Origin of the sequence: Rhizobium mongolense subsp. loessense (genome assembly GCF_900099775.1) — a bacterium.
Taxonomy (GTDB): domain Bacteria; phylum Pseudomonadota; class Alphaproteobacteria; order Rhizobiales; family Rhizobiaceae; genus Rhizobium; species Rhizobium loessense.
This window is the reverse complement of the sequence record NZ_FMTM01000001.1, coordinates 870,380-888,387: the sequence shown is the minus strand read 5'-3', so window position 1 is coordinate 888,387 and position 18,008 is coordinate 870,380. Positions and strand designations below refer to the sequence as shown.

14 protein-coding genes are annotated in these 18,008 nt (G+C 61.1%); 9 read left to right on the top strand and 5 right to left on the bottom strand.

Annotated features, from left to right (window positions below):
- Positions 1 to 205: 205 nt before the first annotated feature.
- Positions 206 to 664, bottom strand: coding sequence for an Lrp/AsnC family transcriptional regulator (locus BLP23_RS04415; RefSeq protein ID WP_092583688.1), 459 nt, complete (start codon positions 662 to 664; stop codon positions 206 to 208).
- 127 nt (positions 665 to 791) lie between these two features.
- On the opposite strand from BLP23_RS04415, the gene BLP23_RS04410 reads away from it, so the two are divergent.
- Complete coding sequence (locus tag BLP23_RS04410; protein ID WP_092583687.1) at positions 792 to 2,075, top strand: cystathionine gamma-synthase family protein; 1,284 nt, start codon at positions 792 to 794, stop codon at positions 2,073 to 2,075.
- Between the two features lie 9 nt (positions 2,076 to 2,084).
- On the opposite strand, the gene BLP23_RS04405 is transcribed toward BLP23_RS04410, so the two are convergent.
- Entirely contained in the window at positions 2,085 to 2,456 is a 372-nt protein-coding gene (locus tag BLP23_RS04405; protein ID WP_092583686.1) for a hypothetical protein, read from the bottom strand.
- A gap of 109 nt (positions 2,457 to 2,565) precedes the next feature.
- Positions 2,566 to 4,005, bottom strand: coding sequence for an aminotransferase-like domain-containing protein (locus BLP23_RS04400; RefSeq protein ID WP_092583685.1), 1,440 nt, complete (start codon positions 4,003 to 4,005; stop codon positions 2,566 to 2,568).
- A gap of 105 nt (positions 4,006 to 4,110) precedes the next feature.
- On the opposite strand from BLP23_RS04400, the gene BLP23_RS04395 reads away from it, so the two are divergent.
- Entirely contained in the window at positions 4,111 to 4,971 is an 861-nt protein-coding gene (locus tag BLP23_RS04395; RefSeq protein WP_092584266.1) for a DMT family transporter, read from the top strand.
- A gap of 45 nt (positions 4,972 to 5,016) precedes the next feature.
- On the opposite strand, the gene BLP23_RS04390 is transcribed toward BLP23_RS04395, so the two are convergent.
- Positions 5,017 to 5,493: a VOC family protein gene (locus tag BLP23_RS04390; protein ID WP_092583684.1), complete on the bottom strand. Its 477-nt coding sequence runs from the start codon at positions 5,491 to 5,493 to the stop codon at positions 5,017 to 5,019.
- A gap of 200 nt (positions 5,494 to 5,693) precedes the next feature.
- Between BLP23_RS04390 and BLP23_RS04385 the strand changes: the two genes are divergently transcribed.
- The 5 genes from BLP23_RS04385 (at position 5,694) to BLP23_RS04365 (ending at position 12,271) form a co-directional block, all read left to right on the top strand.
- Positions 5,694 to 7,490, top strand: a complete 1,797-nt coding sequence (locus tag BLP23_RS04385) for an acyl-CoA dehydrogenase C-terminal domain-containing protein (protein ID WP_092583683.1) — start codon at positions 5,694 to 5,696, stop codon at positions 7,488 to 7,490.
- Between the two features lie 199 nt (positions 7,491 to 7,689).
- A complete protein-coding gene (locus tag BLP23_RS04380) occupies positions 7,690 to 8,898 on the top strand; it encodes an acetyl-CoA C-acetyltransferase (RefSeq protein ID WP_092583682.1) in 1,209 nt (402 codons plus the stop codon).
- A gap of 170 nt (positions 8,899 to 9,068) precedes the next feature.
- Entirely contained in the window at positions 9,069 to 11,285 is a 2,217-nt protein-coding gene (locus BLP23_RS04375; RefSeq protein ID WP_092583681.1) for a 3-hydroxyacyl-CoA dehydrogenase NAD-binding domain-containing protein, read from the top strand.
- A gap of 81 nt (positions 11,286 to 11,366) precedes the next feature.
- Complete coding sequence (locus BLP23_RS04370; protein ID WP_092583680.1) at positions 11,367 to 11,744, top strand: VOC family protein; 378 nt, start codon at positions 11,367 to 11,369, stop codon at positions 11,742 to 11,744.
- A 317-nt stretch (positions 11,745 to 12,061) separates the two neighbouring features.
- Positions 12,062 to 12,271, top strand: coding sequence for a cold-shock protein (locus BLP23_RS04365; protein ID WP_022718262.1), 210 nt, complete (start codon positions 12,062 to 12,064; stop codon positions 12,269 to 12,271).
- A gap of 125 nt (positions 12,272 to 12,396) precedes the next feature.
- On the opposite strand, the gene BLP23_RS04360 is transcribed toward BLP23_RS04365, so the two are convergent.
- Positions 12,397 to 15,900: a PAS domain-containing hybrid sensor histidine kinase/response regulator gene (locus BLP23_RS04360; protein WP_092583679.1), complete on the bottom strand. Its 3,504-nt coding sequence runs from the start codon at positions 15,898 to 15,900 to the stop codon at positions 12,397 to 12,399.
- Positions 15,901 to 16,116: 216 nt separating this feature from the next.
- On the opposite strand from BLP23_RS04360, the gene mscL reads away from it, so the two are divergent.
- Positions 16,117 to 16,551: a large conductance mechanosensitive channel protein MscL gene (gene mscL / locus BLP23_RS04355; protein ID WP_092583678.1), complete on the top strand. Its 435-nt coding sequence runs from the start codon at positions 16,117 to 16,119 to the stop codon at positions 16,549 to 16,551.
- A 122-nt stretch (positions 16,552 to 16,673) separates the two neighbouring features.
- Entirely contained in the window at positions 16,674 to 17,840 is a 1,167-nt protein-coding gene (locus tag BLP23_RS04350; RefSeq protein WP_092583677.1) for a pyridoxal phosphate-dependent aminotransferase, read from the top strand.
- Positions 17,841 to 18,008 lie beyond the last annotated feature (168 nt).

The following is an 18,008-nucleotide window of genomic DNA, read 5'->3' as shown; positions in this document are numbered from 1 at the left end:
GGCTTGAGAGACCGTTCACCGGAGAGCAGTTTATTAGACTTTTCTCAACTTGAACGGCGTAGCGGCACTCCAAGTAAACGCGAGACTTGAAAAAGGAATGCGGATCACCACTGCTCACCCCGCACCTTTCACGAAACGTGGTAAACAAGCCGTTAACTTCCGTGAGAATTTTTTAATCTTTCGGTAAATCGGCACACATTTCGAGCTAGATGCGCCGCTCCTTGATGGTGTTCATCACAAAGCTGGTCTCAATCGTATCGACGCATTTCAACCGCGCGATCTTCTCCTTGATGAAGCGCTCGTATTGATCCAGCCCCGCGCTCATCACCTTCAGGACATAGTCGCGCGAGCCGGTGACGAGATGGCACTCGAGCACTTCGTCCCAGCTGCGTACGGCAGTCTCGAACATCTGGATCTCGTCCTCGTGCTGGCGGCTGAGCCGTACGGAGGCGATTGCGGTCATCGTCCAGCCTTCCGCGGTCGGATCGACCAACGCCGTGTAGCCCTTTATGACGCCCGTCTCCTCCAGCCGCCGCAGCCGTCGAAGACATGCGGAAGCTGAAAGCCCCACGCGCTCGGCAAGCTCGTTGTTGGTGATCCGCGCATCGGCCGTCAGTTCCTTCAGGATACGCCGGTCCATCTCATCGGCAATTTTCTGCGCCATATTTCAGATTGCTCCGCAGGAAGTTGCTTCCAAAGACATCCTCCTGCGCCAAATAGCAAGAACGTGCCTCCGCATTTGATATAATTTGCTGTTTCAGTTCCAATCCATCGGCCTGAGGAGACCGTCAATGACCGCGCCGCACCCTTCGAGAACCCATATCGGCAATCACGCGCTGCATCCGGAAACACTGATGCTGAACTACGGGTACGATCCGGAGCTTTCCGAAGGCGCGGTCAAGCCGCCGGTCTTCCTGACCTCGACCTTCGTCTTCAACACCGCCGAGGATGGCCGCGATTTCTTCGATTATGTGTCGGGCCGCCGCGAACCGCCGGCAGGCAAGGGTGCCGGCCTTGTCTATTCGCGCTTCAACCACCCGAACAGCGAGATCGTCGAAGACAGGCTCGCCGTCTATGAGCGGACGGAAAGCGGCGCGCTCTTTTCCTCCGGCATGGCGGCGATTGCGACCACGCTGCTTGCCTTCGTCCGGCCCGGCGATGCGATCCTTCATTCGCAGCCGCTCTATGGCGGCACCGAGACGCTGCTGGCGAAGACCTTCCTCAATCTTAGCGTTTCCGCCGTCGGCTTTGCCGATGGCGTCAGCGAGGCTTCGGTAAAAGCGGCTGCAGAAGAAGCTATGTCGAAGGGCAGGGTATCGGTGATCCTCGTCGAAACGCCCGCCAATCCCACCAACAGCCTCGTCGATGTCGCCATGATCCGCCGCATCGCCGATGCGATTGGAAAAACGCAGGACCACAAGCCAATCCTCGTCTGCGACAACACGCTGCTCGGCCCGGTCTTCCAGCGCCCGATCGAACATGGCGCGGATATCTCGCTCTATTCGCTGACCAAATATGTGGGCGGCCATTCGGACCTCATCGCCGGCGCCGTCCTCGGCCCCAAGGCGGTGATCAAACAGGTGAAGGCGCTTCGCGGCTCGATCGGCACGCAGCTCGATCCTCATTCCTGCTGGATGCTCGGGCGCTCGCTGGAAACGCTGCAGATCCGTATGGAGCGGGCTAACAGCAATGCGCGCGCCGTTGCCGATTTTCTCCGCGACCACCCGAAGGTCGACAAGATCCACTATCTGCCCTACCACGATCCGGAATCGCCGCTCGGCCGCACCTTTGCCGCGCAGTGCACGGGCGGCGGCTCCACCTTCTCTTTCGATATCAAGGGTGGTCAGCCGGCCTCCTTCAAGTTCCTGAACGCGCTGAAGATCTTCAAGCTTGCCGTTAGCCTCGGCGGCACGGAATCGCTCGCCAGCCATCCGGCCGCGATGACCCATTCCGGCGTTCCGGCAGATGTGCGCCAGCGCATCGGCGTTCTGGAATCGACCATCCGGCTGTCGATCGGCATCGAGCATCCGGACGATCTGATCGCCGATCTGGCGCTCGCTCTGGACGAAGCTTAAGGGGCGGCGTCAGGCGGCCGCCGTCTCGCGCACATCATCGAGCAGGAAATGCGCGACGATGTAATTCGTCCTGTAGTGCCTGCCACTATCGGAGGTGTTCTCGATACTGCCGCCGTCAGCCGGGTGCCAGGCATGGTAGTGCGGATTGGTGGTGATCAGCGTGATCGCCTTGCCGGCGAATTTTCCGCCGAGCCGGTAGCGGGCTTCCGCCAATGGCCAGATGCGCTCGTAATCCTCCATCGGAATGCGGACTTTCAGGGCCTGCCTGCTGATCGCCTCGCTGGGCGATCCGTCCTCATGGACGACCGCCGGCAGCGTCAGCGTCACTTCCTCTGCGCCGTCCAGGATGGAATTGAACTCCTCAGGCCACATCCGTCTCATGAAATCGCTCCTCCCAGGGCTCTCTTCGGTTAGCCAGCGAAATGTAGCGTGTTCGCCCGCAGAAGCAAACGCTGCTTTCAGCCAGCGATTGCCAGCCAGCGATTGCCAGTCAGCGATTGCCAGTCAGCAGGCCAGGGCTGCGCGCCGCATTCTTCAGCGCCCTCTCCAGCGACCGGAATATCCTCGGATCATCCGACTGGGCGACATTGAAGCGAAGGAAACTGCGTGCTGTCTGCGACAGACTGAAGGCATTGCCCGGCGCTAAGACGACGTTGTCGGCAAGGCAGGCTTGCGCGATATCGGCAGCGTCTATGCCGTCCGGCAACTTACACCAGACAAACATGCCCGCCTGCGGCCTTATCCATGGCGTGATGCCGAGCGGCGCAAGGCGCGCTGCCGTCTCGTCCATCGCTCTTGAAAGGCGAACGCGCAGTGCATCCAGATGTTTGCGGTAGCTGCCATCCTTCAAAAGCAGCAGGATCAATTCGGACGAGAGCCGCCCGCCGCCGATGCTTGTCGCCATCTTGAGGTCGGTGAGCGGCTCGATCCAGTCCGGTCTCGTGGCTATGAAGCCGCAACGGACAGAGGCAGAAAGCGTCTTGGAGAAGCTGCCGATATGGACCACACGCTCCAGCCCGTCGAATGCGGCGAGACGAGGAGCCGGCTCATGCTCGAGATCGGCGAAGATATCGTCTTCGATGATTGTCAGGCCGGCGCGTTCGGCAAGCTTCAGCAGGCGGTGTGCCACAACAGGTGAACAGGTGGCGCCTGTCGGGTTATGGATTGATGAGTTGGTGATGTAGAGCCGCGGCCGGTGCTCGTCGATCGCCCGCTCGAATGCCTCGATATCCGGCCCGCTGGGCGTCATCGGAACGCCAATGGCGTTTGCCCGGTGAGCGCGCAACAGTGCATGGAAATTGAAATAGCAAGGGTCGTCCACCAATACGCCGTCACCCGGCTCGATCAGAAAACGGCACAGAAGGTCGATCGCCTGCGTGCCCGATTCCGTAAGAATGATGTGGTCGGGAGCTGCTGCAATGCCGCGCTCGCCCATGCGGCGCGAGAGCAGTTGCCTTAGCTGCGGCAGCCCAAGCGGCGTTCCATAATCTGCGAGTACCCGCCCTTCGCCGCGGGAGATCGCGCGAAGCGCCTTCCGTATTGCTACCTCCGGCATCCAGCTTGCCGGCAGCCAGCCGCATCCCGGCTTCAGCAGTTCGGGTGCGTCTTCAAGTGACTGTCGGTAGACCCACAATGGATCGATCACCCGATCGAGCTTCGGCCCGATCTCGGAAAGCGTAAGCGGCGCAAGCGGGCTCGAAACGTAGAAGCCGGAACCCGGCCGCGAACGGATCAGGCCTTCGCCGGCCAGCCGTTCATAGGCTTCCACGACAGTCGAAGGCGAGACCTGCATCGTCTTTGCGAAGGCGCGCACCGAGGGCAGGCGGGATCCCGGCACGAGCCCGCGAGCTGCGATCCGGCTGCGGATTTCCGCCATGACGCCTTCTATGCGCTTGCCGCCGCTCTCGCGCTTCGCCGACTGTTGATCCATCTGTACTGCATCCGTATCCATAACAGTTTGTGGTGATTGTATAGCACTGTCTCTGGCGGTTCCAGCTCTTGCGGTCGATAGCGATGAAAACGCGGGAGCATGGCGATGGACAGGACAGGCGGCTGGGTCAACGGGTTTTTGGGAGTATTGATCTTCAGCGGATCGCTTCCGGCGACGCGCGTTGCGGTTGCGAATTTCGATCCGCTCTTCCTTACCGTCGCCCGCGCCGCGATCGCTGGCATACTTGCCTTATGCTTGCTGCTCGCCTTTCGCGAAAAGCGTCCTGACCGCACCGATCTTGTCTCGCTCCTTGTGGTGTCTCTGGGCGTGGTCATCGGCTTTCCGCTGCTCACCGCATTTGCGCTGAAGCATATCACTTCGGCCCACTCGACAGTTTTCATCGGCCTTCTGCCACTGGCGACCGCCGTCTTTGGCGTGCTGCGCGGGGGCGAGCGCCCACGTCCGGTCTTCTGGCTGTTTTCCTGTCTCGGCAGCGCCATTGTCGCCGGCTTTGCGCTGATGCGCGAGGATGCCGCATCCTCGGTCGGCGATCTCTTGATGCTTGCGGCGATCATCGTCTGCGGCCTGGGATATGCGGAAGGGGGCCGGCTGTCGCGCAAGCTGGGCGGCTGGCAGGTTATTTCCTGGGCGCTCGTTTTCTCGCTGCCGGTCATGCTCGTGCTGTCACTCGTCGTCATGCCGCCGTCCTTCCCGGATGCAGCAAGCACGTCTTGGATCGGTCTTGCCTATGTCTCCCTCTTCAGCATGCTGATCGGCTTCATATTCTGGTATCGCGGCCTTGCGCTCGGCGGTATAGCGGCCGTCGGCCAACTGCAATTGCTGCAGCCCTTCTTCAGCCTGGCACTTGCGGCTGCGCTGCTTCATGAGAAGGTGAGCCTAAGCATGTTTGCTGTCACGCTGGCGGTCGTGGCCTGCGTTGCTGGCGCGAAGAAATTTGCGCGATAGGGCAGCGGGCGGAACTACGGCTGGCCGCACTCATCCGGCATCCCGCTAGCCGCGGAATGCCGCTTCAAGCTTCGCGACATCGAGCTTGACCATCTGCAGCATGACTTCGGTCATGCGTCGCGCCTTGGCCCGGTCCGGGTCGGCCATCATCTCGCCGAGCACGCGCGGCACGACCTGCCAGGAAAGCCCCCAGCGGTCCTTAAGCCAGCCGCATGCCTCCTCTACGCCGCCGTTTTGCAGGAAGCCATCCCAGAGCCGGTCGATCTCGGCCTGCGTCTCGCATGCGACGACGATCGAAAAGGAATGGTTGAGCGGATCGAGCGGCCCGGCTTCCAGCGCCGTGAACTCCTGATCGCCAAGTCTGAACTCGATCACCTTGCAGCTGCCCTCCGGCCCGCTGGGCGTATCTGCAGGAACCACGGTCGTGCGCTGAATGGAAGAATTAGGCACCATAGAGACATAAAATTCGACGGCTTCCTTTGCGTCCTTTTCGAACCAGATATTCGTGCTGACCTTGGTCATTGGAGAGTCTCCTCGTCTATTTGCTGACACTGTTTGACAGCCGAAGGACGTTTCACGCCGAGGTCATGCGACAGCTGTAAAGATTCTTTCCCACTAATTTGCCCGAATGCAGAATTTGACGTTTACGCAAACGTCAATATTTTGTATGAGACTCTCAAATGCCGGTCCCGTCCGGTTGCCGAATTGGAGGAATTCGAACAATGCCAGTCTATAAGGCTCCGGTTAACGACACGCTGTTCGTGCTGAACGACGTGCTAGGCATCGAGCGCTACAACAATCTGCCGGGTTTTGCCGATGCGACGCCGGATATGATCGAGGCCATTCTGGGCGAGGCGGCAAAGGTGGCAGAGGAAGTGCTCTTCCCGCTGAATTATTCCGGCGATCAGGAAGGCTGCAGGCGGGCGGACGACGGCTCGGTCACGACGCCGAAGGGCTTCAGGCAGGCTTACAAGACCTATTGCGAAGGCGGCTGGACCGGTCTTGCCGTGCCGGAGGAATTCGGCGGCCAGGGCCTTCCCTACACGCTGCATGCCGCAGTCGGCGAATATACCTCCGCGGCGAACATGTCGCTGATGATGTATCCGGGGCTGACGCAGGGCGCCATTGCGGCGATCGTCGTCCACGGGTCGGACGAACAGAAGCAGACCTATCTGCCAAAGATGGTTGCCGGCGAATGGTCGGGCACCATGAACCTCACCGAACCGCATTGCGGCACCGATCTCGGCCTGCTCCGCACCAAGGCCGTGCCGCAGCGTGACGGCAGCTACAAGATCTCCGGCCAGAAGATCTTCATCTCCGCCGGCGAGCACGACATGACGGACAATATCGTTCATCTCGTGCTCGCCCGCATCGAGGGCGCGCCGGAAGGCACCAAGGGCATCTCGCTCTTCATCGTGCCGAAGTTCCTGGTCACTGCCGACGGCACGCCGGGTGAGCGCAACGCCGTGTCCTGCGGCGCGATCGAGCACAAAATGGGCATTCACGGCAATGCGACCTGCGTCATGAACTACGACGAGGCGACCGGCTTCCTGATCGGGGAAGAAAACCGCGGCCTGAACGCCATGTTCGTGATGATGAACGAGGCTCGCCTCGGCGTCGGCCTGCAGGGCCTCTCGATCTCGGAAATCGCCTATCAGAACGCCGTGAACTACGCCCGCGAGCGCATCCAGGGCCGTTCGCTCTCCGGCCCGAAGGCGCCGGACAAAAAGGCCGATCCGATCATCGTTCATCCAGATATCCGCCGCACGCTGATGACCATCCGCGCCTTCAACGAGGCCGGCCGCGCGTTCCTCCTCTGGACAGCGCTGAAATCCGACATCGCCCACCGCTCCGCGAGCGATGCCGAGCGCCAGACGGCGGATGACATCCTCGGCCTCGTCACCCCGATCCTCAAGGGCGTGATGACCGACAAGGGCTTCGATCACGCCGTCATGGCCCAGCAGATCTTCGGCGGTCACGGCTATATCGAAGAGCATGGCATGAGCCAGTACGTGCGCGACGCCCGCATCGCGATGATTTACGAAGGTGCCAACGGCATTCAGGCGCTCGATCTCGTCGGCCGCAAGCTGGGTCTCAACGGCGGCCGCGCCGTCATGGCGCTCTTCAAGGAGATCGGCGATTTCTGCGAGGAGAACCGCAACGACGAGAAGATGACCTTCTTCACCAAGAACCTCAAGAAGGGCTTGAACGACGTGCAGGCGGCGACCATGTGGTTCATGCAGCATGCGATGGCAAAGCCTGACAATGCCGGCGCCGGCTCGACGGATTACATGCATCTCTTCGGTCTGGTCGTTCTGGGCTATATGTGGGCGAAGATGGCGAAAGCCGCAGAGGATGGCCTTGCGAGCGGCGATACGCCGCGCGAAAGCTATCTCAGGAACAAGCTTGTGACCGCCCGCTTCTTCATGGAGCGCATCATGCCGGAAACCGCGCTGCGCAGGGCCCGCATCGAGACAGGCGCCGAGACGATGATGACCTTGCCCGCCGAAGCGTTTTGATTTGAGTTGCCGCTTCTCCCCGCCGGGGAGATGGTAGCCCGAAGGACCGGCTGAGGGGGCGCGCCGCAGGCGTGGCTTCCTTCAGGCTCCGGCTTTGCCGGAGACCCTTATCGCCTCGCTTTGTTCGGCACTTCTCCCGGCTGGGGAGAAGGGAAGAGAAAGAATTCAACGGCCACCCGGCCGATAGGGAGATGAGACTATGACCGAGGTTTTCATTTACGATCACGTCCGCACGCCGCGCGGCCGCGGCAAGAAGGATGGCTCGCTGCACGAGGTGCCCTCCGTGCGCCTCGCCGCCAAGACCCTGGAGGCGATCCGCGACCGCAACGGGCTCGACACGAAGACGGTCGACGACATCATCATGGGCTGTGTCGACCCGGTGATGGATGCCGGCGCCGTCATTCCCAAGGCCGCAGCCTTCGAGGCCGGTTATTCGACGCACGCCCCCGGCATCCAGATCTCCCGCTTCTGCGCCTCCGGCCTAGATGCCGTAAACCTTGCGGCGGGTAAGATTTCGCAAGGGGCCGATGACATCGTGATTTCCGGCGGCGTCGAAAGCATGTCACGCGTCGGTCTTGGCATGTCTGGCGGCGCCTGGTTCATGGACCCGTCGGTTAATTTCCCCGCCTATTTCATGCCGCAGGGCGTCTCGGCCGATCTCATCGCCACCAAATACGGCTTCTCCCGCGACGACGTCGACGCCTATGCCGTCGAAAGCCAGAAGCGCGCCGCCAATGCCTGGGAAAAGGGCTACTTCAAGAATTCCGTCATTCCGGTGACGGACCAGAACGGCCTGACGATCCTTGCCCATGACGAACATATGCGCCCCGGCACCGATATGCAGGCGCTGGCCTCCCTCAATCCGTCATTCCAGATGCCCGGCGAAATGGGCGGTTTCGAGGCTGTCGGCATCCAGGCCCATCCGGAGGTCGAGCGCATCAACTACGTCCATCACGCCGGCAATTCCTCGGGTATCGTCGATGGCGCCGCTGCCGTGCTGCTCGGCTCCAAGGCCGGCGGCGAAACGATGGGCCTCAAACCCCGCGGCCGCATCAAGGCCTTCGCCAATATCGGCTCCGACCCGGCGCTGATGCTGACCGGCCCCGTCGACGTCACGGAAAAGCTGCTGAAGCGCACCGGCATGCAGCTTTCCGACATCGATCTCTTCGAACTTAACGAAGCCTTCGCCGCCGTCGTGCTGCGCTACATGCAGGCCTTCGACATTTCGCACGACCGGATGAACGTCAATGGCGGCGCCATCGCCATGGGCCACCCGCTCGGCGCCACGGGCGCGATGATCCTCGGGACCGTGTTGGACGAGCTCGAACGCCGCGATCTCAATACCGCGCTCGTCACGCTGTGCATCGGCGCCGGCATGGGCACGGCGACGGTGGTCGAAAGAGTTTAGCCGCGGCCTTTCGGGCGGCCCGCTCGCTTATGTCCGTCATCCTCGGGCTTGACCCGAGGATCCACCGCCCAGGGGCTGGAGGGTCGGGTCAAGTTCGACCATGACGGAAGAGAAAGGCGCCGTACAAGGCCGCACTACTGGAAGAGATTTCAAGGGAGAGGAGTCCCGCCATGAATACCTACAAGAACTTCACCGTCAGAACCGACGCCGACGGCATTGCGCTTGTCACCTGGGATATGCCCGGCAAGTCCATGAACGTCTTCACCGAGGAGGTGATGGACGAGCTGAACGCCATCGTCGATGCCACGGTTGCCGATACCGCCGTCAAGGGCGTCGTCATCACCTCCGGCAAGTCCACCTTCTCCGGCGGCGCGGACCTGTCGATGATCAAGTCGATGTTTACCCTCTACCAGCAGGAGAAGGCCGCAAATCCGCAGACCGCTGCGCAGAAACTCTTCGATCTCGTCGGCCGCATGACCGGCCTCTTCCGCAAGCTCGAAACCTGCGGCAAGCCCTGGGTCTCGGCGATCAACGGCACTTGCATGGGCGGCGCCTTGGAAATGTCGCTCGCCTGCCATGGCCGCGTTGCCTCCAATGCCAAATCGGTGAAGATCGCGCTGCCCGAGGTCAAGGTTGGCATCTTCCCGGGGGCCGGCGGCACGCAGCGCGTCGCGCGCCTGGCCGATGCCCAGTCCGCCCTGCAGATGATGACAACCGGCCAGTCGCTCTCTGCCTCCCGCGCCAAGGCCATAAATCTCGTGCATCAGGTGGTCGAGCCGGACCAGCTCATCCCGGCTGCCAAGCAGATGATCAAGGACGGCCTGAAGCCCGTCGCTCCTTGGGATGAGAAAGGCTTCAAGGCGCCCGGCGGCGGCATCTGGACGCCTGCTTCCGCACAGCTCTGGCCGGCCGCTCCCGCGATCCTGCGCCGCGAGACTGCCGGGAATTATCCAGGCGCGCTTGCCATCCTCAAATGCGTCTATGAAGGCCTGCAGGTGCCTTTCGATACGGCGCTGAAGATCGAGCAGCGCTATTTCACGCAGGTGCTGCAGACCACCGAAGCCTTCTCGATGATCCGCTCGCTCTTCATATCGATGCAGGAGCTCGGCAAGGGAGCCCGCCGCCCGGCAGACGTGCCCAAGACCGAGCTGCAGAAAGTCGGTGTCGTCGGCGCCGGCTTCATGGGCGCCTCGATCGCCTATGTTACCGCCGCCGCCGGTATCGACGTCATCCTGATCGATCGCGACATGGACGCGGCCAACAAGGGCAAGGCGACCGGCGAAGGCCTGGTAAAGGAGTCCATTGGTAAGGGACGTCTTACGCAAGAAGAGGGTGCCGCCATCCTCTCCCGCATCACCCCGTCTGCCGATTACGCCGATCTGAAGGACGCCAATCTCGTCATCGAAGCCGTCTTCGAAGATCGCGAGGTCAAGAAGGACGTCATCGAAGCGGTCGAGGAAGTGCTTCCTGAAGGCGCGATCTTCGCCTCCAACACCTCGACCCTGCCGATCACCGGCCTAGCGAAAAATTCCAAACGCCCTGAAGATTTCATCGGCATCCACTTTTTCTCGCCGGTCGAAAAGATGATGCTGACCGAAGTCATTCTCGGCAAGGAAACCGCTGACAAGGCGCTCGCCGTGGCGCTGGATTATGTCGCCGCCATCAAGAAGACGCCGATCGTCGTCAACGACACCCGCGGCTTCTTCGTCAATCGCTGCGTGCTGCGCTACATGGCCGAAAGCTATGACATGCTCATCGAAGGCGTGCCGCCTGCGATGATCGAGAACGCCGCCAAGATGGCCGGCATGCCGGTCGGCCCCTTGGCGCTGAACGACGAGGTCGCCATCGACTTGTCGCTGAAGATCCTCAGGGCCACGGTTGCGGACCTGGGAGAAAAGGCGATCGACCCCCGCCACATGGAGCTCGTTTCCCGCATGGTGGAAAAGGAAGGCCGCTTCGGCCGCAAGAACTCCAAGGGCTTCTACGATTACCCTCCGAAGCCCGCCAAGAAGTTTCTCTGGCCCGAACTCAAATCCTTCTACCCGCAGAAGAAGGCAGAGGACGTGGACGTCAACACCCTCAAGCAGCGCTTCCTGGTCACCATCGCGCTGGAAGCCGCCCGCACGGTCGAAGAAGGCATTGTCACCGACCCCCGCGAAGCCGACGTCGGCTCCATCCTCGGCTTCGGCTTCGCGCCTTATACTGGCGGCGCGCTCAGCTACATCGACGGCATGGGCGCCAAGAAGTTCGTGGAATTGTGCGAAACGTTAGCCGTTTCTTACGGACTGCATTTCAAGCCGACATCGCTGCTGAAGGATATGGCCGCGAAGGGCGAGACGTTTTATGGGCGGTTTGATCCGTATGCAAAGGGGAAGGAGGCGGCGTAAGCCGCCTCAATGGCTTGCGCTTGGTTTGTTAAGCCTCAGGGTGACGAAGCAAGGGACGCCGCCCTGCCCAGGAGACTTTTCATGGCCACTATCGCCGAAATCGTCGTCGAAGCTGAGACCCCCTCGCGCCTCGCCGCCTTCTGGGCGGCAATTCTCGATGGCTATCAGGTCCGTCCCTATGACGACGCCGAAATCGGCCGGCTGGCGAAGCTTGGGTTTGCGCCGGAGACGGACCCGACGGTGATGGTGGACGGTCCCGGCCCGTCGCTCTGTTTCCAGCGCGTCCCGCTGCGCGACTACAGCAACAACCGGATCCATCTGGATATTGCCGTCGATGATGTTCCAGCCGCAATCGAACGCATCACCGCGCTCGGCGGCAGCCTCCAGCGAAGGGAACCAGGCTATACGGTGATGAAGGACCCGGAAGGCAATCAATTCTGCATCGTGCCTGCGAGATAAAACGAGCCTTGCGCAGATCAGCAAAGGCCGTGTGCGCGATGCAAAGGAATGGAAAGCCGGCGCATGAAATGTCGGACGAAGTGAGGAACGCCGATGCGGGAGGACTGCGCATAAGGAACGAAAATTGCGCTCCGTCTCGTTCCGTCTTGCACTGGAGACAATTTTCGCGTAGAAGCGCGCACATCGATCTTGCTAGATGGACTTTGTTTCGGCCATTTGTGCCGTTCCTGGCGAACTTCCTCCAAAATCGGTCTTCATCGCGCGTCGGCCTTGGTCGGTGCGTTATCTTCTACGTACGATTTTTAAAGGATATCGTCATGAACACAGGTACCGTTAAGTGGTTCAACGCAACCAAGGGCTTCGGCTTCATTCAGCCGGATGACGGCGCAGCCGACGTTTTCGTCCACATCTCCGCTGTCGAGCGCGCCGGAATGCGCGACCTCCAGGAAGGCCAGAAGCTTTCCTACGAGCTCGTTTCCGACAAGCGTTCGGGCAAGATGTCGGCAGACCGTCTTCAGGCGGCCTGAGCCTCGCAAGGCATGAGAATATCATCTCCGGAACGTGACCACGGATGTACTGGCACGTTTCGTCGAGGTGGCAGGAAGGTCGGGTTAGCCCGGCCTTTTTTCGTTTGCGCGAAGCGTCCTGGATATCACTCCGCCGCGGCGCGCTTCAGCCCGGAAATCTGCGTGATGAAGGCGCGAAGGGCAGCCGGGCGCACCGGCTTGTGCTGGATGGCGATGCCGTGGCGCTCTGCCTCCGCCCTGACCTCGGGCGTCCGGTCGGCGGTCACCAGCAGCGCCGGCAGATCGGTCCCGAAGCATTCCCGCAAATTCAGGATCGCGGAGATTCCGGTCCCGTCGCCGAGGTGATAGTCCGCGATGATGAGATCGGGCGCGGGCTGACGCGTGTCGAAACCCGAAGCCGCGGCCAGGGAGTCGATAGCCTCCACCTCGCAACCCCAGCCGGAAATTAAGAGCCGCATGCCTTCGAGGATCTTCGGCTCGTTGTCGATGCAAAGGATTCTTAATCCCTTGAGCGGTTGCGGCAACCGATCGCTCGGCGCTGCGGAGGGCGCTGCGGCGCCGGCCTTGGAAACATCGAGCGGCATGACGATGCGGAAATCCGTGCCCTTGCCGTGCGTCGAATGCAGCTCTACCGGATGGTTGAGGACGCGGGCGATGCGGTCGACGATCGAAAGGCCGAGGCCGAGGCCGGAGGCCGTTTTGGCGCCTTCGTCGAGCCGCGCGAATTCCTTAAAGACCGTGCGGAATTTCGAAGGCGGGATGCCGATGCCGGAATCCATCACCTGGATCACCACCTGGTTTCCCCGCCGCCGGGCGCCGACCAGCACCTTGCCGGTCAACGTATATTTGATGGCGTTGGAAACAAGGTTCTGCACGAGGCGCCGCAGCAGGTTGGGATCGGAACGGACCCGTAGCGATGTCGGCATCACGACAAGCTTGAGCTTCTTTGCCCGGGCAATCGGCGCAAAATCGGTCTCGATGCGCTCCAGCAGGCCGGCCAGGGGCACGGATGTCAGCCGCGGCCGCATCGCACCCGTGTCAAGCCGCGAGATGTCGAGAACGGCCCCCAGAATGGTTTCGACCGATTCCAGTGCGGAATCGATATTGCGCACGATCGGCCCGTTTTCGGACTGCGCGATACGTTCGACGAGGGCGGAGGAGTAAAGCCGCGCCGCATTCAGCGGCTGCAGGATGTCGTGGCCGGCAGCGGCAAAGAAGCGGGTCTTGCCGATATTTGCTTCATCGGCGGCCGCTCGCGCCTCGCCGAGTTCGCGGTTCACCCGCGTCAGCTCCGCCGTTCGCTCGGCAACGCGCTGCTCCAGCGTCTCGTTTGCCTGCTTCAGCGCCTGGTCGGCCGCAACACGCTGGGTAATGTCGGTAAAGGTCGCCACGATGCCCTTGTCGGGCATGGCGTTGGACCGCACTTCGATGATCCGTTCGCCGCCGCCGAGAACGAGCGAGAAGGGTTTGTCGAGCGTCAGGAAATGCCGCACCGTCTGGCTGAGTTCGGCGGGTGGAACGTCACCGCGCTGGCTCAAGATCGCCACGATTTCCGAAAGCGGAAAGCCGACACGGCCGACATCCTCCGGCAGGTCGAGAAGCTGGCGGAAGCGCCGGTTCCAGATCGTCAGCTGGTTGGAGCTGTCGAAGACGGCAATGCCCTGGTCCATCTGCGAGAGCGCCGTCTGCAGCATGTCCTGGTTATATTGCAGCGCCTCGCTTGCCTGGTCGAGCAGCCATGCCGTGTCGGCGGAAGCGTCCTCGGTCTTCTGCAGGATCAGCGAAAGCACCAACCGCGCGGAGGAGGATCCGATGGCGCTGCCGAGCAGTTGTTCGGTGAAGTGGATGAGCGCCATGTCGGCCGGCTGGTCGTCCTCCAGCTTGCGGCCGGAATTCTGTTCGTATGTCGCAAGCGATCGCTGCATGCGCTCTTCGCCGAGATAGCGCGAGATTGCCGTTTTCAGGTCGCCGACGCTGATGCGGGTCTTCCATCCGCGGGTCGCAAATTGCGAGCGCGACTGCCCCTTCACGAAGATGCCTGCCTGGATGCGCTCTAGCGGACGGGCGTTGCGCGTCATCGAGCCGACGATGAAGAAGGCGGTATTGATAAGCAGGCTCATCGCTGTGGCGTTGACGAGCGGATCGGCATCCGCTGCTGCAAAAAGCGCCGTGCCCGGGAAGATGAAGCTGAGGAAAGCGGTCGCGACATAGGAATAATCCGGCCCGCCGAGCGAAGGCAGAAAGAGCAGGTAGAACCAGATGACGAAACCCGACGTAAGGCCGAGAATGGCGCCGCGTGCATTCGCACGCCGCCAGATAAGACCGCCGAAGAAGGCGGGTGCGATCTGTGCGATCGCTGCGAAGGACAAAAGGCCGATCGAGGCAAGGCCGGCCGTGCTGTCGGTCGAGCGATAATAGGCATAGCCGAGCAGCAGGACGGCGAAGATCGCGCTGCGGCGGATGTTGAGCAGGCTTTTCGCGAAGTCATCGCGCTGGCCGGCACGTCCGGCAAGCTTCCGGCGCAGGAAGATCGGCATGATGATGTCGTTCGACACCATGATCGAAAGCGCAACGGAATCGACGATGACCATTGCAGTGGCCGCCGAAAAGCCGCCGATGAAGGTGATCAGCGAAACGATCTGCATCTGCCCCGCAAGCGGCAGGGACAGTACGTAAAAGTCGGCATTGCCCGCGCCGCCGAAGGTCAGCAGGCCGCCGATCGCCACTGGCAGCACGAAGAGATTGATGGCGATGAGATAGAGCGGGAAGAGATAGCCGGCGAGCCGCAGCTGTTTTGCCGAGCGGTTTTCGACGACGGTGACGTGAAACTGGCGCGGTAGCATGATGATTGCGATGGCCGACAGCAGTATCAGCGTGATCCAGCGGCTGATCGGCGTCTTGTAGTCGAGGGTTGCGTTGACCAACTGGTTGTCCACGCTTTTCCGCCAAAGGTCGGCGGGCCCATCGAACAAGAACCAGATGACGCAGATGCCGGCGGTCAGGAAGGCGACGAGCTTGACCAGCGATTCCATCGAAACGGCGAGGATCAGGCCGTCCTGGTGCTCTGTCGCATCGGTATGCCGCGTTCCAAACATCACGGCGAAGCAGGCAAGCACCAGGGTTGCGATCAGCGGCAGGTCGAGGAAGTAGAGGTTGCCGCTGCCGATGCCATAATCCGAAGGATTGACCATCGCGGTGACCGTGCTGCTGATCGCCTTCAGCTGCAGTGCGATGTAAGGAATTGTGCCAATCAGCGAGATCAGCGCCACGATCGTTGCGACAGTGGGATTCTTCCCATAGCGGGCGGCGAGGAAGTCCGCGACGGAGGTAAGCTTTTCGGCCTTGGCAAGTTCGATGATCCGCCGCAGCACTGGCATGCCGAGCGTGAAGACGAGGATCGGGCCGATATAGATCCCGGCAAATTCAAGGCCGCGCTGCGAGGCGAGCCCGACGCCGCCGAAATAGGTCCAGGAGGTGCAGTAGATCGCAAGGCTCAGCGCATAGACGATCGGCCAGCCGCCGTCCGGTATGCCCAGCCTCTGGCTTCTACGGTCGCCGTAGCTTGCGACCGCAAACAATAGCAGCAGATAGCCGAAGGCAAACGCAATGATGACCCAGCCTTGAAGCATCGACCCTCCACCGGCGCACTCACCGCCGGTTCTCCCAAAAGACATCAAGACTAAGGGAAATCGTCTGTCTTGGAAATTGCGATGATCTAGGCATTAAGTCCAAGGCGCAGGAAGGTCCTGGTTGTTTCACTTTTGCATTTGAATAATCAATCAAGAGATGTAGCTATTTAAAACAACGGACTGTCCGTGAGAGCGCATCAGAGGGAGACAGATCGAATGCTCAACGAGTTCAAGGCCTTTATCGCCCGAGGCAACGTCATGGACCTTGCCGTCGGCGTCATCATCGGCGGTGCTTTCGGCGGCATCGTCAAATCGCTGGTCGACGATATCATCATGCCGATCGTCGGTGCCCTTTTCGGTGGTTTCGATTTTTCCAACTACTTCTTCGGTCTTTCGTCCGCGGTCAACGCGCCGACGCTTGCTGCAGCCCGCGCGCAGGGTGCTGTCTTCGCCTATGGCAATTTCATCACCGTGGTCATCAATTTCCTGATCCTTGCCTGGATCATCTTCCTGATGATCAAGGGCGTGAATATGCTGCGCAGGCAGGTCGAGCGCAACGAGCAGAAGGCCGCCGAAGAGGCGCCCCCGCCGGCCGATGTCGCGCTCCTCACCGAAATCCGCGATCTGCTGGCCAAGCGTCCGGCGGTCTGATCAAGGCATCGCAGCCCCGTATTTTGCGAGGTTGATTCATAACGAAAATCGATACGGCATCACGCATTCTCATGGGATTTGCGCCCGGTTTTGTTTTATGAAAGCGAAAACCGGAGATCTGCATGTCGATTATGAACAGCCTCAGCCCGCGCGCCGTTTCGGCGCCAGAAAGCGGGATCGTCGAAGTCGTCAATTATGCCCGGGGCCGCGATGGCCTGCTGCCGCTCTGGGTCGGCGAGGGCGATCTTCCGACACCGGATTTCATCAGCCGGGCGGCCATGGACGCGCTGACAGCGGGAGAGACCTTCTATACCTGGCAGCGCGGCATTCCGCAGCTTCGTGACGCGCTATCCGACTATTACGCCCGGCATTTCGGCATCAGCCTGCCGGCGGAGCATTTCTATGTCACCGGCTCGGGCATGCAGGCGATCCAGATTGCGGTGCAGGCATTGACGTCGCCGGGCGACGAACTGGTCTATCTGACGCCCGCCTGGCCAAATATCGCCGCTGCGCTGGAAATTGCCGGTGCCTGCTCGGTCGGGGTTGAGCTTCAGTTCGAAGGCGGCAAATGGGCGGTCGATCTCAACCGCATCGAAGCAGCAATCACCCCGAAGACAAGAGCGCTGTTCATCAATACGCCATCCAATCCGACTGGGTGGACCGCGACGAAGAGGGATCTCGCTGACATCCTTGAACTTGCCCGAAAGCACGATCTCTGGATCATGGCGGATGAAATTTACGCGCGCTATTTCTACGCCGGCACCCGTGCGCCTTCTTTCCTTGATATCATGGTAGCGGGCGACAAGGTCATGTTCGTCAATTCCTTCTCGAAGAACTGGTCGATGACCGGCTGGCGTGTCGGCTGGATCGTGGCGCCGCCGGAAACGGGGCAGGTGCTCGAAAACCTGATCCAATATTCGACCTCGGGCGTTGCGCAATTCATGCAGAAGGGTGCGGTGGCAGCCCTCAACGAGGGCGATGGGTTCGTCGAGGCCAATATCCGGAAGGCGGCTCTTTCGCGCGACATCCTCTGCGATGCGCTGATTGCCACGAACCGCGTCGAGACGTTGAAGCCGGACGGTGCGCTCTACGCCTTTCTGAAGGTTGACGGCGTCACCGACAGCCGCAAAGCAGCGCTGGATATCGTCGACAAGACGGGTGTCGGCCTGGCGCCCGGAACCGCCTTCGGCGCAGGCGGCGAGCTTTTCCTGCGAGCCTGTTTCCTGCGCGATCCGCTACAGGTCAAAGCAGCAGCCGACAAGCTCTGCGATTACATTCTGAAGCTTTGACGCTCAAGGCCCGGCCGTCGCAGCCGGGCCATTTTGACGTCGGAAACGGTCGTTCGCTAAAATTGTAGCAAAGGCGGAAATCAGCTTCTAACCACAGCAGCAAACTTACCGGTTCAAAGGCGTCCGAACGGGTGCCTGATAAGAATATCTGAAAGGAAAAACCGCGTC